Source organism: Micromonospora sp. NPDC048898 (genome assembly GCF_043198035.1).
Taxonomy (GTDB): Bacteria; Actinomycetota; Actinomycetes; order Mycobacteriales; family Micromonosporaceae; genus Micromonospora.
Genome location: NZ_JBICUF010000009.1, coordinates 36,411 through 53,845 on the forward strand (window position 1 = coordinate 36,411; position 17,435 = coordinate 53,845).

Consider the following 17,435-nt stretch of genomic DNA (forward strand, 5'->3'; position numbering starts at 1 on the left):
CCCGCGCCGCGCGCCTGGGGCGGGGGGGGCGCCCCCCGGCCCCCCCCCGCCCCCCCCGCGCCGCCCCCCCCCCCCCCCCCCCCCCCCCCCCCCCCCCCCCCCGGCCGGTGGTGCAGTGACTGCTCAGCAGTCGGTCGTGCAGTGACTGCTCAGCAGTCGTAGTACATGGCGAACTCGTGCGGGGTCGGGCGCAGGCGCACCGGGTCGACCTCGTTGGCGCGCTTCCAGTCCACCCAGGTGGAGATCAGGTCCGGGGTGAAGACGCCGCCGTCGAGCAGGTAGTCGTGGTCGGCCTCCAGCGAGTCGAGCACGGCCGGCAGCGAGCCCGGCACCTGCTTGACGTCGCCCCACTCCTCCGGCGGGAGGTCGTAGAGGTCCTTGTCGATCGGCGTCGGCGGCTCCATCTTGCTCTTGATGCCGTCCAGGCCGGCCATCATCATGGCCGAGAAGGCCAGGTAGACGTTTGCCGACGGGTCCGGAACGCGGAACTCGACGCGCTTGGCCTTGGCGTTGCTGCCGGTCACCGGGATGCGGGTGCAGGCGGAGCGGTTGCGCTGCGAGTAGACCAGGTTGACCGGCGCCTCGTAGCCCGGCACCAGGCGGCGGTACGAGTTGACCGTCGGGTTGGTGAAGGCCAGCAGCGACGGCGCGTGGTGCAGCAGACCACCGATGTACCAGCGGGCCATGTCGGACAGGCCGGCGTAGCCGGTCTCGTCGTAGAACAGCGGCTCACCGTTGAGCCAGAGGCTCTGGTGGGTGTGCATGCCGGAGCCGTTGTCACCGAAGAGCGGCTTGGGCATGAAGGTCGCGGTCTTGCCGTTGGCCCAGGCCTCGTTCTTCACGATGTACTTGAAGAGCTGGAGCTGGTCACCGGCGTGCAGCAGGGTGGAGAACCGGTAGTTGATCTCGGACTGGCCGGCGGTGCCCACCTCGTGGTGCGAGCGCTCCACGTTGAAACCGGTGTCGACCAGACGACGCACGATCGAGTCACGCAGGTCGGCGTAGTGGTCGACCGGCGGCACCGGGAAGTAGCCGCCCTTGTACGCGGTCTTGTAACCGAGGTTGCCGCCCGACTCTTCGCGGCCGGTGTTCCAGGCGCCCTCGATCGAGTCGATGTAGTAGAACGACTGGTGCGCCGAGGTCTCGTGGCGGATCGAGTCGAAGATGTAGAACTCCGCCTCGGCGCCGAAGTAGGCGGTGTCGGCGATGCCGCTCGCCGCCAGGTACGCCTCGGCCTTCTTCGCGACGTTGCGCGGGTCGCGGCTGTAGGCCTCGCGGGTGAACGGGTCGTGGATGAAGAAGTTGAGCGCGAGAGTCTTTTGTGCGCGGAACGGGTCGATGAACGCGGTGGCGACGTCCGGGAGCAGGAGCATGTCCGACTCGTGGATCGCCTGGAAACCGCGGATCGACGAACCGTCGAACGCGAGGCCGTCGGTGAAGAGATCGTCGTTGACGGACTCGACCGGCAGGTTGAAGTGTTGCATCACGCCGGGCAGGTCACAGAAACGAACGTCGACGAACTTCACGTCCTCGTTCTTGAGGTATCGCAGCAGTTCCTCGGGATTGGCGAACACACATCCTCCTGGCACGTCCACGGGGTGGCTAGGCTTCTGGCGACGCTAGGGCCGGGGGGTTGCCCGGCCGTGTCTCCGTTGTTTCTGCCGTGTTACGTCCCTCGCGGAACGTGGGTGACGCTCCCGTCCACGCCTCCGGCCCGCCACGAGCGCCGTACCGACTGTGCCAGTGTAGTGACATCTGATGCCTTTGGCCCGAATCAGCACACCGTGGTGGCGGCCCCGGCAAGCCGTCGTGCCGACGCGGATACCCTTGACCGCTGTGACCAATCCGCACGCCCCGGCAGCGCCGGCCACCGACCCCAGCTTCACCCCGCCGAGCCTCGGCAAGCGGTTCGGTGCGCTGATCATCGACTGGGTGCTCTGCCTGCTGGTGTCCAACTTCTTCGCCGACCCGGTACGCGACGGCTGGGCGCCGGTGCTGGTGCTGGTGCTGGTGTACGGCGTCTTCCTCGGCCTGTTCGCCCAGACACCGGGCATGTACGTCACGAAGATCCGCTGCGTGAGCTGGCGCAACGGCGGCCGGATCGGCGTGCTCCGGGGGCTGATCCGCGGCCTGCTGCTGGCGCTCGTCGTCCCTGCGCTGATCATGGATGAGCGCCGCCGTGGCCTGCACGACCGACTCGCCGACTCGGTCATCGTCGACGCCCCCCGAGGCTGAGCCCGGCCCGCCGCCCCGCCCCGGCCCCGCCCGCCCTCGGCCCCTCCGCCCCCGCCCTCGGCCCCTCCGCCCCCGCCCAGCCCGCCCGCCCAAGATCGCGCTCGAACCATGATGTAGTGGTGTCCCAGCATCTTGAGGCCACTGGATCCAGGATCGAGCACGATCTTGACAGGCGACGGGGTCCAGGGCCGCCGTCCGGCGGCCCGCGCGTCCGCATTCGGGCAAGATCCTCACAACTTCGGGGATGTTGCTGCCTCCGGCGCGTCTGAGGCAGCAACATCCCCGAAGTTGTGCGGGGTGCGGGGTGCGGACGGGAAAGAGCCGGACCCGTGTGGGTCCGGCTCTTTCACGCGTACACCTGGGGGATCAGCGGCCCCGCGACTGGCGGAAGGCGCCTGGCGGCCGCATGTTCTTCGGGATTGCGCCCTTGGGCATCTGCGGACGGGCGGTGAGCGCCTTGAGTCGCTTGTCCAGCGAGTTGACGTCCTTGCCGGAGAGCGCGCGGGGCAGGCGCAGCAGAGTCGTGCGGAGTTTGCGGATCGGCAGCTCGCCCTCGTCCTGCCCGATCACGTAGTCGTGCAGGGGTGCGGAGCCGATCACCTTCGACAGCCGCCGCTTCTCCTGCCCGAGCAGGCCACGCACCCGCTGCGGGTTGCCCTCGGCCAGCAGGATCACGCCCGGGCGGCCGATCACCAGGTGGACCATGTCCATCTGGGTGGTCGAGCTGACCGCCGGGGTCACCCGCCAGTCGCCGCGCATGTTCTCCATGATCTGCGCCGCCGCGCCGGGCTGCCCCTCGGCGGCGTTCATCATCGCCTTGTTGGATCGGAGGTTGAGCACGATCAGCACCGCGAGCAGGACGAACAGGATGCCGATCGGCAGCCAGATCCAGCTCCAGAGGATGACCGCGACCACGGTGAGGGCGAGCGGGATGAGCACCGCGGCGGCGACCAACGGCGCGAACCACCGGTCCTGCTTGGCGGTGAACTTGAACACCATCCCGATCTGCTTCAGCCGCTGGCCGAACGAGACCTTCTCCTGGGGCTTTGCCATGCCGCAGAGTCTAGTGGTCGCCGCCCGCCCCGTTGATCCGCGTCCGGGTGCCGGCCGACCGGGTACCTGACGTCGCTCGCCGGTGCGGGCCGGGTGCGTCGTCAGGCCGACGGCAGGTAGATCCGCCAGCCGTCGATCGTGACGAGGTCCAGGCCGCCCGGGGTGGCGCGCAGCCACTCGTCGAGCGTGTGCGCCAACGGCGAGCCGGTCGGTGCGACCCAGACGGGCGCCGCCGCGCCGTCGACCTCCCGGCGGTACGCGGGGTAGCGGCCGAAGCCGAGACGCAGGGCGTCGTCGACGACCACGCAGACCACCTGCTCCGCCGTGGCGAAGGTGAGCCGGTTGCAGGTCCAGTGACCACCATGCGGGGAGCCCGCGCCACGCGGCTGCTGGCGTACGCCGAGGGTCATTGCACGATCATGACATCCGGACGCCGAACGGCCGCGCGGCGGCGCGAGCGGTCGTAGCGAACCCGAGGCTGATGCGCCTGGAAAGAGCGCTGCATCCGTCGGGCCGTCAAGCCTCAACGTGCCGGCGCAATGTCAGATCGCGCCCCCCACCGCAACCCCTGGTCGGCCAGATGATCAATCGAGTCAGTTGATGACCATGAATCTGACTCGCGGTTACCTGATCGCTACTAATCTTTCGGGGAGGAAGCAGTGGAGTCAGGTAGACGCGTGTGGGGTGCTCCGTCGCGTTTCTTCCGCGTGTCCCGTGGTCGGTGGGGGCGCGTGGTTGCGGTGGGGATGTCGGTGGTGCTGGCCGCGACGATGGCGGAATGGGTGGGGCCGGAGCCGGCTGCTGCGGCGCCGCAGGCGCCCGTTCAGCGGTCAGCGCCGAGCCCTCAGGTGCTGGAGCGGCCTGATGAGGCAGCCGCGTTGGTGACAGCGCGGGTCACGGGCAAGAAGGTGAAGATCACCAACCGGACGTCGGAGACGGCGGAGCATTGGGCGCTGCCCAGCGGTGAGATCGAGGCGTCGATGGATTCCGCCCCGGTGCGGTTCCGGGATTCGGACGGCTCCTGGCGACCGATCGACACGAAGCTCGTCGCGCGGGGCGATGGCCGTTTGCAGATGGCGGCGAGCCGGTTGCAGGTGTCCCTTGCCGGGCCGGCGGTGTCGAGCCGGGGTCGGTCGCAGCCGTTGGCGTCCGTGACCGTGCGTCCTGGTCGCACGTTCGGTTACAGCCTCGAGGGCGCGGCGAGCGTCGCCCCGGTGCTGGACGGCTCGACAGCCCTGTACCGGGACCTGTTGCCGCACACGGACGTGGAACTTGTCGCGTCCGGCGCGGAGCTGAAGGAGACGGTGATCCTCCGGTCACCACAGGCGGGCAACTCGTGGCTGTTCCCGCTCCAGCTCGACGGGCTCACGCCACGGATGGAGAAGGACGGTTCCGTCGCGCTGCTGGACACCGCCGGAAAGGCGGTGGCGTGGATCCCGCACGGCTCGATGCAGGACTCCCGGGTGAAGTTGCCGACCGGTGAGCCGGTGTCGTCGGCCGCGGTCGACTACAAGCTGGTGAAAACCGGGAAGGGTACGGCGTTGCGGGTGACAGCGGACGCCGCATGGTTGCGAGATCCGGCGCGGGTGTGGCCGGTGCGGGTGGACCCGACGATCACGACGCTGACGACCGGCGACGTGACCGCGGACAGCGACGCGGGAACGGACGCGGCCTCGCAGAACGGTCACTCGCTGGCTGCCGGGACGGACAACGACGGCGACGCGCGTTCGTTCATCCACTTCGACAATTTCAACAGCGACGGCCTCCTGGGCAAGCAGATCACGGCGTCGAAGTTGAAGTTGTTCCACACCTGGTCGTGGGACTGCACCACCCACTTGCCGTTCAACGTGCACAAGGTGACTCAGGCGTGGACGGTGGCGAACCTGTCCAGCGGGGTGTGGCCTGGTCCGACGCTCAGTTCGGCGATTGCGTCCTACACGATCGCCGACAACTACCCGGCGTGTACGAACACGTCGGCGAACCGGAGCACCGGCAAGTGGCACACGGTGACCCTCCCCACGACGACGTTCAACGAGTGGGCCGCCGGAGGTCTGAACGAGGGTCTGGCGTTGACCGCGTCCGAAACCGACGCGAAGGCGTGGAAGCGGTTCACCTCGGCCAACTACAACGCCGGCTCGCACATGCCGAAGCTGGAGTTGACCTATCAGTCGTACGCGACGGTCACGGCACGAACAACCGTCCCGTCGACGCCCTGCGCCACCGGCTCCGGCGCCCCGTACATCAACTCGAAGACGCCCCAATTGCGGGCGCAGGTCAACGACGCGGAGGGCTCGCAGGTGCGGGCCGAGTTCGAGTGGCTGACCGCCAGCGGCACGCGGATCGGTGGCACGACAGTCGGCCCCGGTTCCTCGGGTTCCTGGCTCGCCACCACAGTGCCGACCGGCACCTTCACCGAGGGCAGCACCTACTCGTGGCGGGTCCGCGGCAACGACGGTATCGCGAACGGGCCATGGACGGGCCTGTGCTCGATGATCATCGACACTACCGCGCCGTCGGCGGTGCCGGCGGTCTCCTCCACGGCATACCCCGCGGGCCAGTGGGCCGGAGCGGCCGGCACCGCCGGCACCTTCACCTTCGGCCCATCGGGCGTAAGCGACGTGTCTGCCTACGAGTACGGCCTCAACGTCAACCCGCCCAACCAGACCGTCAACGCGGCCAGTCTCGGCGCCACCGCCACCGCCTCGATCACCCCGACCGCTGACGGGCCGCAGACGCTGTACGTGCGCTCGCGTGACCGTGCCGGCAACCAGTCGGCGATCCAGGCGTACACCTTCAACGTCGGCTCTGGCGCGGTGACCTCGCCCAAGGAGGGTGACATCACCGCGGCGAAGGTGGCCATCACTGGCGTGGGCCAAGCGGCCGCCGCCGGTGTCACGTACCAGTGGCGGCGCGGCGACGCCGATGCGTGGGTGGACATCCCGGCTGGGCACGCCAGCGTCGCTGCGGGCGGCGGCGCGGTGACCTGGCCGCTGCCAACCAGCGGCGGAGGCAACTTCCCCAAGCTCAACTGGAACGTCGAGGCCACCCTCGCGGCAGCCGACGCGGAGTCCATCCCCCGCAGTGGTCCGCTCCAACTGCGAGGCACCTTCACCGGTGGCACCGAGGGCACCTCCAGTGCGGTGAAGATCAGTTTCGACCGGGACCAGGCGTCGGCGGCGGCCGAGGAGATCGGGCCCGGCTCGGTCAACCTCGTCACCGGCAACTACACGGTGTCCGACACCGACGTCTCCGTCGACTCGTTCGGCAGCGACCTGACAGTCACCCGCTCGTACAACACCCGGCGAGCGGGCGCGACGGATGCGGCGAACATGTTCGGGCCTGGCTGGGTGTCGGGCACCGTGGTTGAGGAGGCAGAGTCGCCCTACACGTCACTGACCGTGTATGGCTCACTGGTGCAGGTCGGTCTACCGGAGGGTGACACGATCGGCTTCACCAAACGCACTGCCACCGTCTTCGATCCCGAAGTCGGGGTGGAGTTCCTCAAGCTGACCTACAACGCCACCGGCGACTCGTACGCGATGACGGACGAGGACGGCAACACGGTGCTATTCACCCGGGTCACCGGGACTGCTGCGGGCAAGTACTTCCCGACCTCGGTGACCGTGCCGGGCAGCAACCAGACCACGACGTTGGGCTGGGAGAAGGCCACCGTCGACGGCAAGGAGATCGTCCGGCCGACCCGGATGCTGGCTCCGGTCCAAGATGGGGTCAACTGCACGACGCTGACCCGCGGATGCCGGGCGCTGACGTTCACCTACGCCACGACGACGACGGCGACCGGCACCGCCGAGTCGGCCTGGGGCGACCACACCGGCCGGGTGAAGGAGATCTCCTTCACCGCCTGGGATCCCGACCTGGCCACGCCGGCGATGCGGACTGTTCCGATGGCTCGGTACGCGTACGACAATGCAGGCCGGCTACGGGCGGTGTGGGATCCGCGGCTCGACTGGAACGACGCCGGCACCATGCGGCAGCTGCGGGAGACCTACGACTACACCGCCGGCGGCATTCTCAGCGTCATCAAGCCGGTCGCCGAGGAGCCGTGGCAGCTCAGCTATACCACCCTGCCCGGGGACCCGGGGGCGGGCCGGCTGCACAAGATGACCCGGTCGGCGTTGACCGCCGGCACCGCCACGCAGACTGTCGTCTACAAGGTTCCGGTGGCGGGCACCGGCGCGCCGTACGACCTGTCACCGGCGCAGACCAGCCGGTGGTCACAGGCCGAGGCGCCAACTGATGCCACAGCGGTCTTCCCGGCCAACCAGGTGCCGACCGGTGACCCGGCCGCCGGCACACTGCCGTCGTCCTACGAGCGGGCCACGGTCACCTACCTCGACGCGAACGCGCGCGAGGTGAACACCGCGACGCCGGGCGGGCACCTCGGCGCCACCTGGTACGACCAGTGGGGCAACACGGTGCGAACCCTGACCGCCGGCAACCGGGCACGGGCACTGGCGGTGAGTGTGACCGACGACGCGGCGGCGGAGAGCTTGCTCGCCCGCACCCGCTCCACGCTGAACACATACTCCTCCGACGGTCAGCGGCTGATCAGCACTCAGGAGCCGGAGCACGACGTCACGCTGCCCGACGGCGTCACGGTGCGTGGACGCCAGCACATCAGGAAAACCTACGACGAGGGTGCGCCGACCACCGGCGGACCCTACAACCTGGTCACCAAGCAGGAGACCGGCGTCCGCATCTACAACGCCGGCGGCGTGGAGAGCGACCACGACGTCCGGACCACCACCACGGCCTACGACTGGGGTCTGCGCCAGCCGACGGTGGTCACAGTGGATCCGAGCGGTCTCGCCCAGACCACCCGCACGGCGTACGACCCGGTCACCGGACTGGTTACTTCCACCACCGCCCCCGCCGGCGGCACCAGCACCACCACTCCGGCCACCCGGCAAACGATCTATTACCGGGCCACCTCCGGTTCCGGTTACGCCGAGTGCGATCTGCGGCCGGAATGGGCAAACCTGCCGTGCCGGGTGCAGCCGGGCGGGCAGGCCGCCAGCGGGCCGGAGCTGCCCGTCACGGTGACCACCTACGATATGCGCAACCAGCCCCGGGTGGTCACGGAGAAGACCAGCGCAGGGACGCTACGCACAACCACCACGACGTACGACAGCGCGGGACGGGCGTACGAGACCAGCATGGCGGCGCCAGGGCTGGGCACCGCGTTGCCGATCAGTCGCAACGTCTACGAGGCGGCGACCGGCCGGGTGCTGCACGTTCAGTCGATTATCGGCGGCTTGGCGACGGTGCAGGTGAGCAAGGGCTACGACGGCCTGGGCCGGCAGACGTCCTACACCGACGCCGACGGCATCACCTCCACCACCACCTTTGATCTCCTCGGCCGGGTGGCGACCAGCAATGACGGCAAGGCCACCCGGACCCACACCTACGACGGTGGTGCCGAGCGCCGGGGCCTGTTGACCTCGGTCAACGACACCCAGGCTGGCACCTTCACCGGCAGCTACGACGTCGACGGAAGTCTGACATCGGAGACCTGGCCGAACGGCGTAAAGGTCACCACGGAGACCGACGAGACCGGCACCCCGGTTGCGCTGACCTACACCAAGCCGGGCTGCGCGGCCACCGACTGCACCCTCTACACCGAGTCGTTGGTGGAGTCGGCGCACGGCCAGTGGCGGAAGCGATCGTCCAGCCTGTCGGAGCAAAACTACAGCTACGACCAGGTTGGCCGCCTCACCTCGGTCCAGGACACCATCGGGGGGCAGTGCATCACCCGGTCGTACGGGTTCAGCGCCTCGTCGAACCGCATCTCGGCCAACACCTACGGCCCGGGTACGGACGGTGTGTGCCAAACATCGACTGCGGCGTCGTCGCGGACCTGGACGTACGACACGGCCGACCGGGTGAACAGCGCCGGTTACGTTTACGACGCCCTCGGCCGCACGACGACGGTACCCGCTATCGACACTGCCATGGCGTCGGGCGGGAACGTGACCATCGCATACCACTCGACGGACCTGGTGGACACGATCACCCAGGGCGGGCGGACGACGGATTACGTCCTGGACGTGACCGGTGAGCGAGTTCGTTCGTGGACCGACAACGCCAGCGGTGTCGCCGTGCAGACGCTGCACCACTACGACGGAGATGAGGACAGCCCGTCGTGGACGCAGGAGACGGCGGGCCGGTTCACCCGACCGGTGTCGGGTTTGTCGGCGATGGCCGGCATCTTCGACAGTGGCAGCGCTGAGGTCGACTGGCAGATCACCAACCTGCATGGGGACCTGGTCGCGGCGATCCAGGGTGGCGACGAGGGCCTGTCGAGCACCAGCGAGGCCGACGAGTACGGCACACCGCGCGATCCACAGAACGTCGGGTCGCAACGGTACGGGTGGCTCGGCTCCAAGCAGCGAGCGGCGGATACCCCGTCAGGCATCATCCTGATGGGCGTTCGTCTCTACAATCCGAGCACCGGCCGGTTCCTCCAGGTCGATCCCGTCTATGGCGGTAGCTGCAACAGCTATGACTACGCATGCGCCGACCCAGCAAACCGCGAGGACCTAGACGGCAAACGCATCCGAAAGCTCTGCAAGTGGAGGGATTGGTGCGCGAGAAGTATCGGAGCGGCCGCTCGTGGGTTGGGCAGGTCCTTCAACAAATTTTCCAACTGGCAGATGAAGCAGGCTGCTCGGTTCGCCCTCAAAGCGAACGCCTTCCTGTTCGGCAGGAAGAGCGTCCACGGCCGGCAGGGGATTCTCAACCGGTGGAAGGTCGTTCGCATCGGTTGGAGCTGGAACAACAACAGGCAGAAGAATGTGTTTTCAATTCACGGTGGTTACGCCAAACCTAAGACCAGGTGGCAGCGGATGGTGCCGAGGTTCCACTACGATCTATCCTAGGAGCTGGTGATAATGGGGCGGGAATTCTTGGAGGATCTTGCTGAGCATGCCGGTACCGCTGTCGCGGGATCGGCCGATGTTCGCCTGCTCGGTGAAGGGGCGAAGACAGTGGTGGACGTCGTCCCCACGGACGATGCATCCTGTCGCTTCTCGGTCTTCTTGCAGGACGACGACGAGATGACGATCGAGTTCGGTGAGATGTCGGTTCTCGATTTTCACGGCGAGTCGCCGGATGAGCTGCGGGAAGCGTGCCGAGAGGTGGTGGATGCGATTATCGACGGCAGGGTGACGGAAACCGTCTATGTGCGAGACGGGGTTCCGGTTCGGGCTCTGGCTCGCATCGAGGTCCCCGAGCAGACCATTACGGTTCGCACCCGGCGAGGGCTGAAGCCGTTCGCCCGCAAAGCCCGAGTTCGTCAATACCAACCGTATGTCGGGACCGAGAAGTAAACGCTGATGGGGGCGGGGCGGCCGGAAGGGCTGCCCCGCCCCCATGTCTGGCACCAGCCGGGATGGTCCGGGGATCGGACCGGCTCAGCCCGCGGTGACGACCGGAGTCGCGGCGCGGGCGTCGAGCGCCTGCTTGTAGAGCCGACCCGCCCGGTACGACGAGCGCACCAGCGGCCCGCTCATCACCCCGGCGAAGCCGATCTCCTCGGCCTCCTCGCGCAGTTCCACGAACTCCTCCGGCTTGACCCAGCGGGTCACCGGGTGGTGTCGGGGGGTGGGGCGCAGGTACTGCGTGATGGTGATCAGCTCGCAGCCGGCCTCGTGCAGGTCGCGCAGGGCCTGGGAGATCTCGGCGCGTTCCTCGCCCATGCCCAGGATGAGGTTGCTCTTGGTGACCAGGCCGTCGGCGCGGGCCTGCCGGATCACGTCCAGGGAACGGTCGTAGCGGAACGCCGGCCGGATGCGCTTGAAGATGCGCGGCACCGTCTCCACGTTGTGGGCCAGCACCTCGGGGCGGGAGCCGAAGACCTCGGCCAACTGCGCGGGCACGGCGTTGAAGTCCGGGATGAGCAGCTCGACGCCGCAGCCGGGCTGCAGGGCGTGGATCTGCCGGACGGTCTCGGCGTACAGCCAGGCGCCGCCGTCGGGCAGGTCGTCACGGGCGACGCCGGTGATGGTGGCGTAGCGCAGCCCCATCGCGACCACCGACTCGGCCACGCGGCGTGGCTCGTCGGCGTCGAACTCGGCCGGCTTGCCGGTGTCGATCTGGCAGAAGTCGCAGCGCCGGGTGCACTGGTCGCCACCGATGAGGAAGGTGGCCTCCCGGTCCTCCCAACACTCGTAGATGTTGGGGCAGCCGGCCTCCTGGCAGACGGTGTGCAGCCCCTCGCGCGAGACGAGCCCGCGCAACTGGGTGTACTCCGGACCCATCTTGGCCTTGACCTTGATCCACGGAGGTTTGCGCTCGATCGGCGTCTCGGCGTTGCGCGCCTCGATGCGCAGCAGGCGCCGCCCCTCGGGGGCCGCCGTTGCGGTGCGCGCTGCCTGGCCGGTCATCGGCGCGGAGTGCTCGATCGTCACGAAAACGAGCCTACGCCGGACGGCAGGTGTCTATGTACGCCAGGCGACCGGCGTCACGCTCCAAACGTTGTGACGCCGGACACCGGCTGGTCGAAAAAGGGCGTCACACGCGTCGGGATCCGGTGCTACGGTCACCGCCAACAGCGACGACGGAGCCGAGTAGCGCCCCGACCCGCCAGTGCAGAGAGCCGCCGGTGCTGAGAGGCGGTCTGGCGCCGGTGCGTGAAGACCCTCCTGAGCTGCGGGAAGAACGGCACTCCTCACCCGTGCCCAGTAGAGCCCGCCCGGCTGGCCCCGGTCATCAGGCGACGAACGAGGCCCCCGCTGCGGCGGGGGTGAAGGTGTGGTGGCACCGCGAGGATCCCGCTCGCCCACACCTCCCTGGGGCTGATGCGACGCTTTCGCCGCCCCGGGGCGGCGAAAGCATGGCGATCGACCGAGGAGCCCGCCTTGCGACGAACCCTGTCCCACCACCTGCCCGCCCAGATCGGCACGACCGTGCGGATCGCCGGCTGGGTGCACCGCCGCCGACTGCTCAAGTCGGTGGCCTTCCTGATCGTGCGGGACGCCGCCGGCCTGGCCCAGGTGGTCGTGACCGACCCGGCCGTCCGCGCCGAGCTGGAGAAACTTCCCGAGGAGACGGTCGTCGAGGTCACCGCGACGGCCACCGCGAACGGCACGGCGCCCGCCGGGGTCGAGCTGACCGACCCGACGGTACGTCTGCTCGGGCCGCCCGCCGTGCCGCCCCCGTTCGACCTGTACCGGCCGACACTCACCGCGAGCCTGCCCACCCAACTCGACAACGCGCCGACCGCCCTGCGCCACCCGACCCGGTCGGCCGCGCTGCGGATCTCGGCGGCAGCCGTCGCCGGGTTCCGGGCCGCCCTCGACGCCCACGACTTCGTGGAGATCCACACCCCGAAGGTGGTCAGCTCCAGCACCGAGAGCGGGGCGAACGTGTTCGCCCTGGACTGGTTCGGCGGCCCCGCGTACCTGGCCCAGTCGCCGCAGTTCTACAAGCAGTTGATGGTCGGCGTCTTCGAACGCGTCTACGAGGTGGGCCCGGTCTTCCGGGCCGAGCCGCACGACACCGTCCGGCACCTCGCGCAGTACACGTCGCTCGACGCCGAGTTGGGCTTCGTCACCGACCACCGGGACGTGATGCGGGTGCTGCGGGACACGGTGGCCGGGATGCTGGGCACCGTCGGCGAGCGGGCCGGCGGCGCCCTGGCCACGCTCGGCGTCACACCGCCGCGGGTGCCGGCGGAGATCCCGGCGGTGCACTTCACCGAGGCGCTGACGATCGCCGGGGCACCCGCCGACGAGCCGGACCTCGCACCCGCCCACGAACGGGCGCTGAGCGAGTGGGCCCGCCGCGAACACGGCTCCGACTTCCTCTTCGTCACCGGCTACCCGATGGCGAAGCGGCCGTTCTACACCCACCCGGACCCGGCGCGGCCCGCGTACTCGAACGGTTTTGACCTGCTCTTTCGTGGTCTGGAGCTGGTCACCGGCGGGCAGCGGCTGCATCGGCACGCCGACTACCTGGCCGCACTGGCGGCCCGGGGCGAGCCGGTCGAGCCGTACGCCGGTTATCTCGACGCGTTCCGGCACGGCATGCCGCCACACGGCGGCTTCGCCATCGGGCTGGAACGGTTCGTGGCCCGCCTGGTCGGCGCGGCGAACATCCGGGAGGTCACCGCGTTCCCGCGGGACCTGCACCGGCTGACCCCGTAACTGGACGCACGGGCCGATGTCGTACGACGTCGGCCCGTGCGGCGTCACAGCCCCTTGAACAGGTGGGAGGTGGTGATCAGGACTGCCCGCTCACCGGCCGGAATGACGTTGCGTCGCCGTAGGACGTCGTAGGCAGCCAACACTGTGCAACTGCTGATCTCCCAGGTGTGCCCGTGTCGGCTCGCCCGCTCGTACCAACTGGTTGCCACGTCCTCCCGCACGACCACGACGCTGCCCGCACTACGGGTCACCGCGGCCTGAGCTTGGACGGTCGTGCTGTCCCCGGCGATCGAGTGGAGGCTTCCGGCGCTGTCGGAGAAGCGTGCGGCGATGTCCCGGCCGGCAAGCACGGCGGACAACCTGGGAAAAGGTTCGACCAGATGAAGGCGTGGCAGGTGGCCGCCTGTCAGGGCGGACCACTGGGCGAACCCGAGGTGGATGCCCCAGGCCAGATCGCCACGGCTCGACGGGATCACGACGTGGTCCACCCCGGCAGGAACGGCGGCTGCGATCTCCCAGGCGATGGCCTTGTAGCCCTCGATCCCGAAGCAGCTACTTCCGATGACGATGTCGGCGACGTTGGAGACGGCCAACGTGTCGTGACGGTCGGCTGCCTCCTTGACGTACCGGATGCGTTCCTCGTCGGTGTCGAAGGTGTGCAGCTCCGCGCCGAGCCTGCGCAGCGGCTCCGCGAACGATTCGGGCAGCCAGGTGAAGCCGGCCACCACGGCCCGGAGGCCGGCGGCGGCGGCGAAAGCGGCCGTGGCCAGCCCCGCGTTACCTGACGATCCGACGACGACGCGCTCGTAGCCCGAGGCCTTCGCGTGGGTCACCGCCATCGCCGCGAACCGGTCCTTGTGGGATCCGGTCGGATTCGCCGCCTCGTTCTTGACGAGCACCCCGCCGAGCCAGGGCAGCCCGAACAGCGGCGTGCGCCCCTGGCCCAGATCCGGAACGACCGGGTACGGCACCAGTTGGTCCTGGCGTACCGCCTCGGCCGGGTAACGGCAGAACAGGTTCGAGCCGTGGCCGGCGGCCGCGCAGGAGGGGCAACCGAGCGAGTAGTCGCCGACCGGATGGTGGGTACCGCATCGAATGCATTCGAGGGCCGTGACCGCGGTACCGGCCGGCGGTCGTACCGCGTCCGTCATTTTCCGTCCCAGATCTCGGCCGGCCTGCGGCTGGCCGGGACTCGGCCTCGGCTCGACCGCCCGATGAAACAGACGCTAGCCGTGGGCGGAGATGGGGTGCGCGTCGGCCGGTGCCGCAGTCAGACCGCGACGAGGGTGGACAGCCGGCGCTCGACCACCGGGAGCACGTCGGCGACGGTGATCGGGCGGCCCAGCTCGGCGGTGAGCGAGGTGACGCCGGCATCCCGGATGCCGCACGGCACGATCCGGTCGAAGGAGGTCAGGTCGCAGTCGCAGTTGATCGAGAAGCCGTGCAGGGTGACGCCCCGGGCGACCCGGATGCCGATGGCGGCCACCTTGCGGGCCGGCCCCCGGTCGTCCTCGGGCACCCAGACGCCGCTGCGCCCCTCGACCCGGCCGGCGGTGAGCCCGAACTCGGCGCACACGTCGATGAGCAGCTCCTCGGTCCGGCGGACGTACGCGACCACGTCCACCGGGTCGGGCAGCCGCAGGATCGGGTAACCGACGAGCTGCCCCGGCCCGTGCCAGGTGATCTTGCCGCCGCGGTCCACGTCGACGACCGGAGTGCCGTCCGTGGGCCGGTCCCAGGGCTCGGTGCGCTTGCCCGCGGTGTAGACGCTCGGGTGCTCCAGCAGCAGCACGGTGTCGCTGCGCTCGCCAGCGACAACCGCCTCGTGCAGGCGCCGCTGCTCGTCCCAGGCAGCCTGGTAGTCGAGCAGGCCGGCGCGGACGGCCGTCAGGCCGGGAATCGTCGTCGTCACGGCGTCCAGCCTAGTCCCGATGTCGGCAATCGTCCCTGGTGAGCCGCCTCACCGGTGGCTCCGCCGCATCGACTCGGGCCCCCGACGCCGGGTCGGTCGGGCGGCGACGGACGCGCACTACGCCCCGGTCGTTTTCGGCGCGGCTACCGGTCCGCCGCCGGGATGCGCCAGAGCCAGACGTCGTCGACCCGCTGTGGCTCGCCGAACAGGGCGGTGCCGGTACGAAGCAGCGCCTCCTCGTCCACCTCGAACTTCGCGCCGTGCACCTGGTCGGCGAGCACCACCGTCTCGATCCGCCAGTGCCGCAGGTCCGACTGGACCTCCCGGATCGTTCCGTCGGTGACGATCGGCACCAGCCCGGTCCGGCCGGCCTGGTCCATCAACGCGCTCAGGGTGCGGGGTACCGGGCCGATCCGGCCGCGCCCGTCCGGCCCGCCGGGGCCGAGGAAGAAGCCGCCGGGGATCTCGAACTCGCCCTGCCGGTGCGCCAACGCGTACGCCTGCCAGCGTTGACCGTCCGGGTAGATGTCCACGGTCAACGGCACCGGGGTGAGCACCCCGTCCGGTGAGACGTAGTCCCGCCAGGTGCCCGAGGTGATGAACCGTGGAATGGGCTCCCGCTCGTCGGTCAGCAGCGGGGTGGGCAGCAGCGGCACCAGGGCCACCGCGAACCCGATCAGCCAGGCCAACTCCGTGGAGCGGTGCCGGGGTGGTGCGGCGCGCAGGTGGTCGACCGCGTACGCGAGCAGTAGCCCGACCACCGGCGCCACCACCAGCGCCAGCCGGGCCGGCAGCGCGGCGTTCACCACCGGCAGGTGCCCGAGCAGGTCGAACGGCATGGGCAGGTCGGTGCGTCGCCCGTCGACCTTGGCGACCGGTCCGAAGGAGAGCACCGCGAAGATCAGCGCGAGGAGGCCCAGCGCCCAGAGGGTGGCCCGGCGGCCCGCGTCGGCCCACCGCCAGAGCGCGACGAAGCAGACCACGGTGAGCACCAGCAGCGGAACGCCGAAGAACGAGTTCTCCTCGGTCGGGTTCGGGGCCAACGAGGTGCCCAGCCCCGCCTCGCCGGCCAGCGAACGCCGCGGGAACGCGGCGAACGCGGCGATGTCCTCGGAGTGGATCACCGGGTCGAAGCCGGTGCCGTGGAACCGTTGCGGCCCGGCGAAGTGCAGCCACAGCGGGTACGACAGCAGCGCGCCGGCCACCACCGCGGTCACCCCGAGCCCGCGCAGGAAGGTGGGCAGCGCGGTGCGGGCCTCGGCCCGGTTGACCGGGTGCAGCGCCCAGACGGCGACGAACACCCCGAGCGCCAGCGCGGTGAAGAAGAGGCCCTCGGCGGCGATCGAGAAGGCCACCGCGACCAGCACGCCGAGGATCACTCCGTCGCGCAGCCAGTGCCCCGCTCGGCGCAGCGCGAACAGCCGCCAGATCAGCAACGGCACCAGCCAGCCGGCGGTCCAGTTCAGGTGGGCGTTGGCGTGCGAGACCATGCCGGGGGAGTAGGCGACGAACAGGCCGCCGACCCCGGCGGCCAGCCGACTGCCGACCAGGTGCCGGGAGAGCAGCCAGTACCAGGCCAGTGCCGTGGCCAGCAGGTTCAGGGTGAGGATCACCAGGAACGTGGCCGGCGGCCCGATCAGGTACGTCAGCGGGGCGAAGACCACCGCGTACACCGTGATCGAGGTGTTGACCGCGAGGTTCACGCCGTCCGGGACGTTGATCAGGTACGTGAAGAGCGGGTTGTCCCCGTGGGTGACCGCGTGCCCGCCGAAGGCCAACAGCCACTCGAAGAGCGCCTGGTCGCTGGAGTTGACGGTGATGGTGCGAACGTTCGGGTCCCGCCACAGCCCGCTGGTCACCCAGACGGCGAGCGCGAGCGACACCAGCACGACGATCAGGTCGGCCCGGCGGTCCCGGACGACGCGCGGCGGTGACGCGGATGCGGGCCCGGTGGCCAGCGACGGGGAGGACGGCACGCAGCGGACGTTACCAACCGGACCTGGACAGGCCGGTCAGACCTGCGAGGAGGGGACCGTTGTTGTCGCGTGAGGCTGGGGAGGCCACGCGTC

Annotated in this window: 11 protein-coding genes; 4 read left to right on the forward strand and 7 right to left on the reverse strand. The window is 69.6% G+C overall.

Annotated elements, in window-relative coordinates; all coding sequences use genetic code 11:
* Positions 1–149 precede the first annotated feature (149 nt).
* Positions 150–1,574 (reverse strand): type I glutamate--ammonia ligase, encoded by a 1,425-nt coding sequence (gene glnA, locus ACGFIQ_RS22570; RefSeq protein ID WP_393246562.1) that lies wholly within the window; start codon positions 1,572–1,574, stop codon positions 150–152.
* A 262-nt stretch (positions 1,575–1,836) separates the two neighbouring features.
* On the opposite strand from glnA, the gene ACGFIQ_RS22575 reads away from it, so the two are divergent.
* Entirely contained in the window at positions 1,837–2,235 is a 399-nt protein-coding gene (locus ACGFIQ_RS22575; protein WP_393246564.1) for an RDD family protein, read from the forward strand.
* 366 nt (positions 2,236–2,601) lie between these two features.
* Here the strand turns inward: ACGFIQ_RS22575 and ACGFIQ_RS22580 are convergent, their stop codons facing one another.
* Together ACGFIQ_RS22580 and ACGFIQ_RS22585 are read right to left on the reverse strand one after the other, a co-directional pair.
* On the reverse strand, positions 2,602–3,288 hold the full coding sequence (locus tag ACGFIQ_RS22580) for a DUF4191 domain-containing protein (RefSeq protein WP_393246566.1): 687 nt from the start codon (positions 3,286–3,288) through the stop codon (positions 2,602–2,604).
* 101 nt (positions 3,289–3,389) lie between these two features.
* The gene (locus tag ACGFIQ_RS22585; RefSeq protein WP_393246568.1) at positions 3,390–3,698 is read right to left on the reverse strand and encodes a hypothetical protein; all 309 of its coding nucleotides are present in this window, start codon (positions 3,696–3,698) and stop codon (positions 3,390–3,392) included.
* 321 nt (positions 3,699–4,019) lie between these two features.
* Here ACGFIQ_RS22585 and ACGFIQ_RS22590 point away from each other — a divergent pair, with 321 nt between their 5' ends.
* Together ACGFIQ_RS22590 and ACGFIQ_RS22595 are read left to right on the forward strand one after the other, a co-directional pair.
* Positions 4,020–10,187, forward strand: a complete 6,168-nt coding sequence (locus tag ACGFIQ_RS22590; RefSeq protein WP_393246570.1) for an RHS repeat-associated core domain-containing protein — start codon at positions 4,020–4,022, stop codon at positions 10,185–10,187.
* Positions 10,188–10,199: 12 nt separating this feature from the next.
* Entirely contained in the window at positions 10,200–10,637 is a 438-nt protein-coding gene (locus tag ACGFIQ_RS22595) for a hypothetical protein (RefSeq protein WP_393246572.1), read from the forward strand.
* 84 nt (positions 10,638–10,721) lie between these two features.
* Here the strand turns inward: ACGFIQ_RS22595 and lipA are convergent, their stop codons facing one another.
* Complete coding sequence (gene lipA, locus ACGFIQ_RS22600; protein WP_393246971.1) at positions 10,722–11,693, reverse strand: lipoyl synthase; 972 nt, start codon at positions 11,691–11,693, stop codon at positions 10,722–10,724.
* A 474-nt stretch (positions 11,694–12,167) separates the two neighbouring features.
* On the opposite strand from lipA, the gene aspS reads away from it, so the two are divergent.
* Complete coding sequence (aspS, locus tag ACGFIQ_RS22605; protein ID WP_393246574.1) at positions 12,168–13,454, forward strand: aspartate--tRNA(Asn) ligase; 1,287 nt, start codon at positions 12,168–12,170, stop codon at positions 13,452–13,454.
* A 44-nt stretch (positions 13,455–13,498) separates the two neighbouring features.
* On the opposite strand, the gene ACGFIQ_RS22610 is transcribed toward aspS, so the two are convergent.
* The 3 genes from ACGFIQ_RS22610 to ACGFIQ_RS22620 all read right to left on the reverse strand — a co-directional run bounded on the left by ACGFIQ_RS22610 (position 13,499) and on the right by ACGFIQ_RS22620 (position 17,342).
* On the reverse strand, positions 13,499–14,605 hold the full coding sequence (locus tag ACGFIQ_RS22610; RefSeq protein WP_393246576.1) for a pyridoxal-phosphate dependent enzyme: 1,107 nt from the start codon (positions 14,603–14,605) through the stop codon (positions 13,499–13,501).
* 119 nt (positions 14,606–14,724) lie between these two features.
* Complete coding sequence (gene lipB, locus ACGFIQ_RS22615) at positions 14,725–15,366, reverse strand: lipoyl(octanoyl) transferase LipB (RefSeq protein WP_393246578.1); 642 nt, start codon at positions 15,364–15,366, stop codon at positions 14,725–14,727.
* A 143-nt stretch (positions 15,367–15,509) separates the two neighbouring features.
* Complete coding sequence (locus tag ACGFIQ_RS22620; RefSeq protein ID WP_393246580.1) at positions 15,510–17,342, reverse strand: DUF2079 domain-containing protein; 1,833 nt, start codon at positions 17,340–17,342, stop codon at positions 15,510–15,512.
* Between the last annotated feature and the right edge of the window lie 93 nt (positions 17,343–17,435).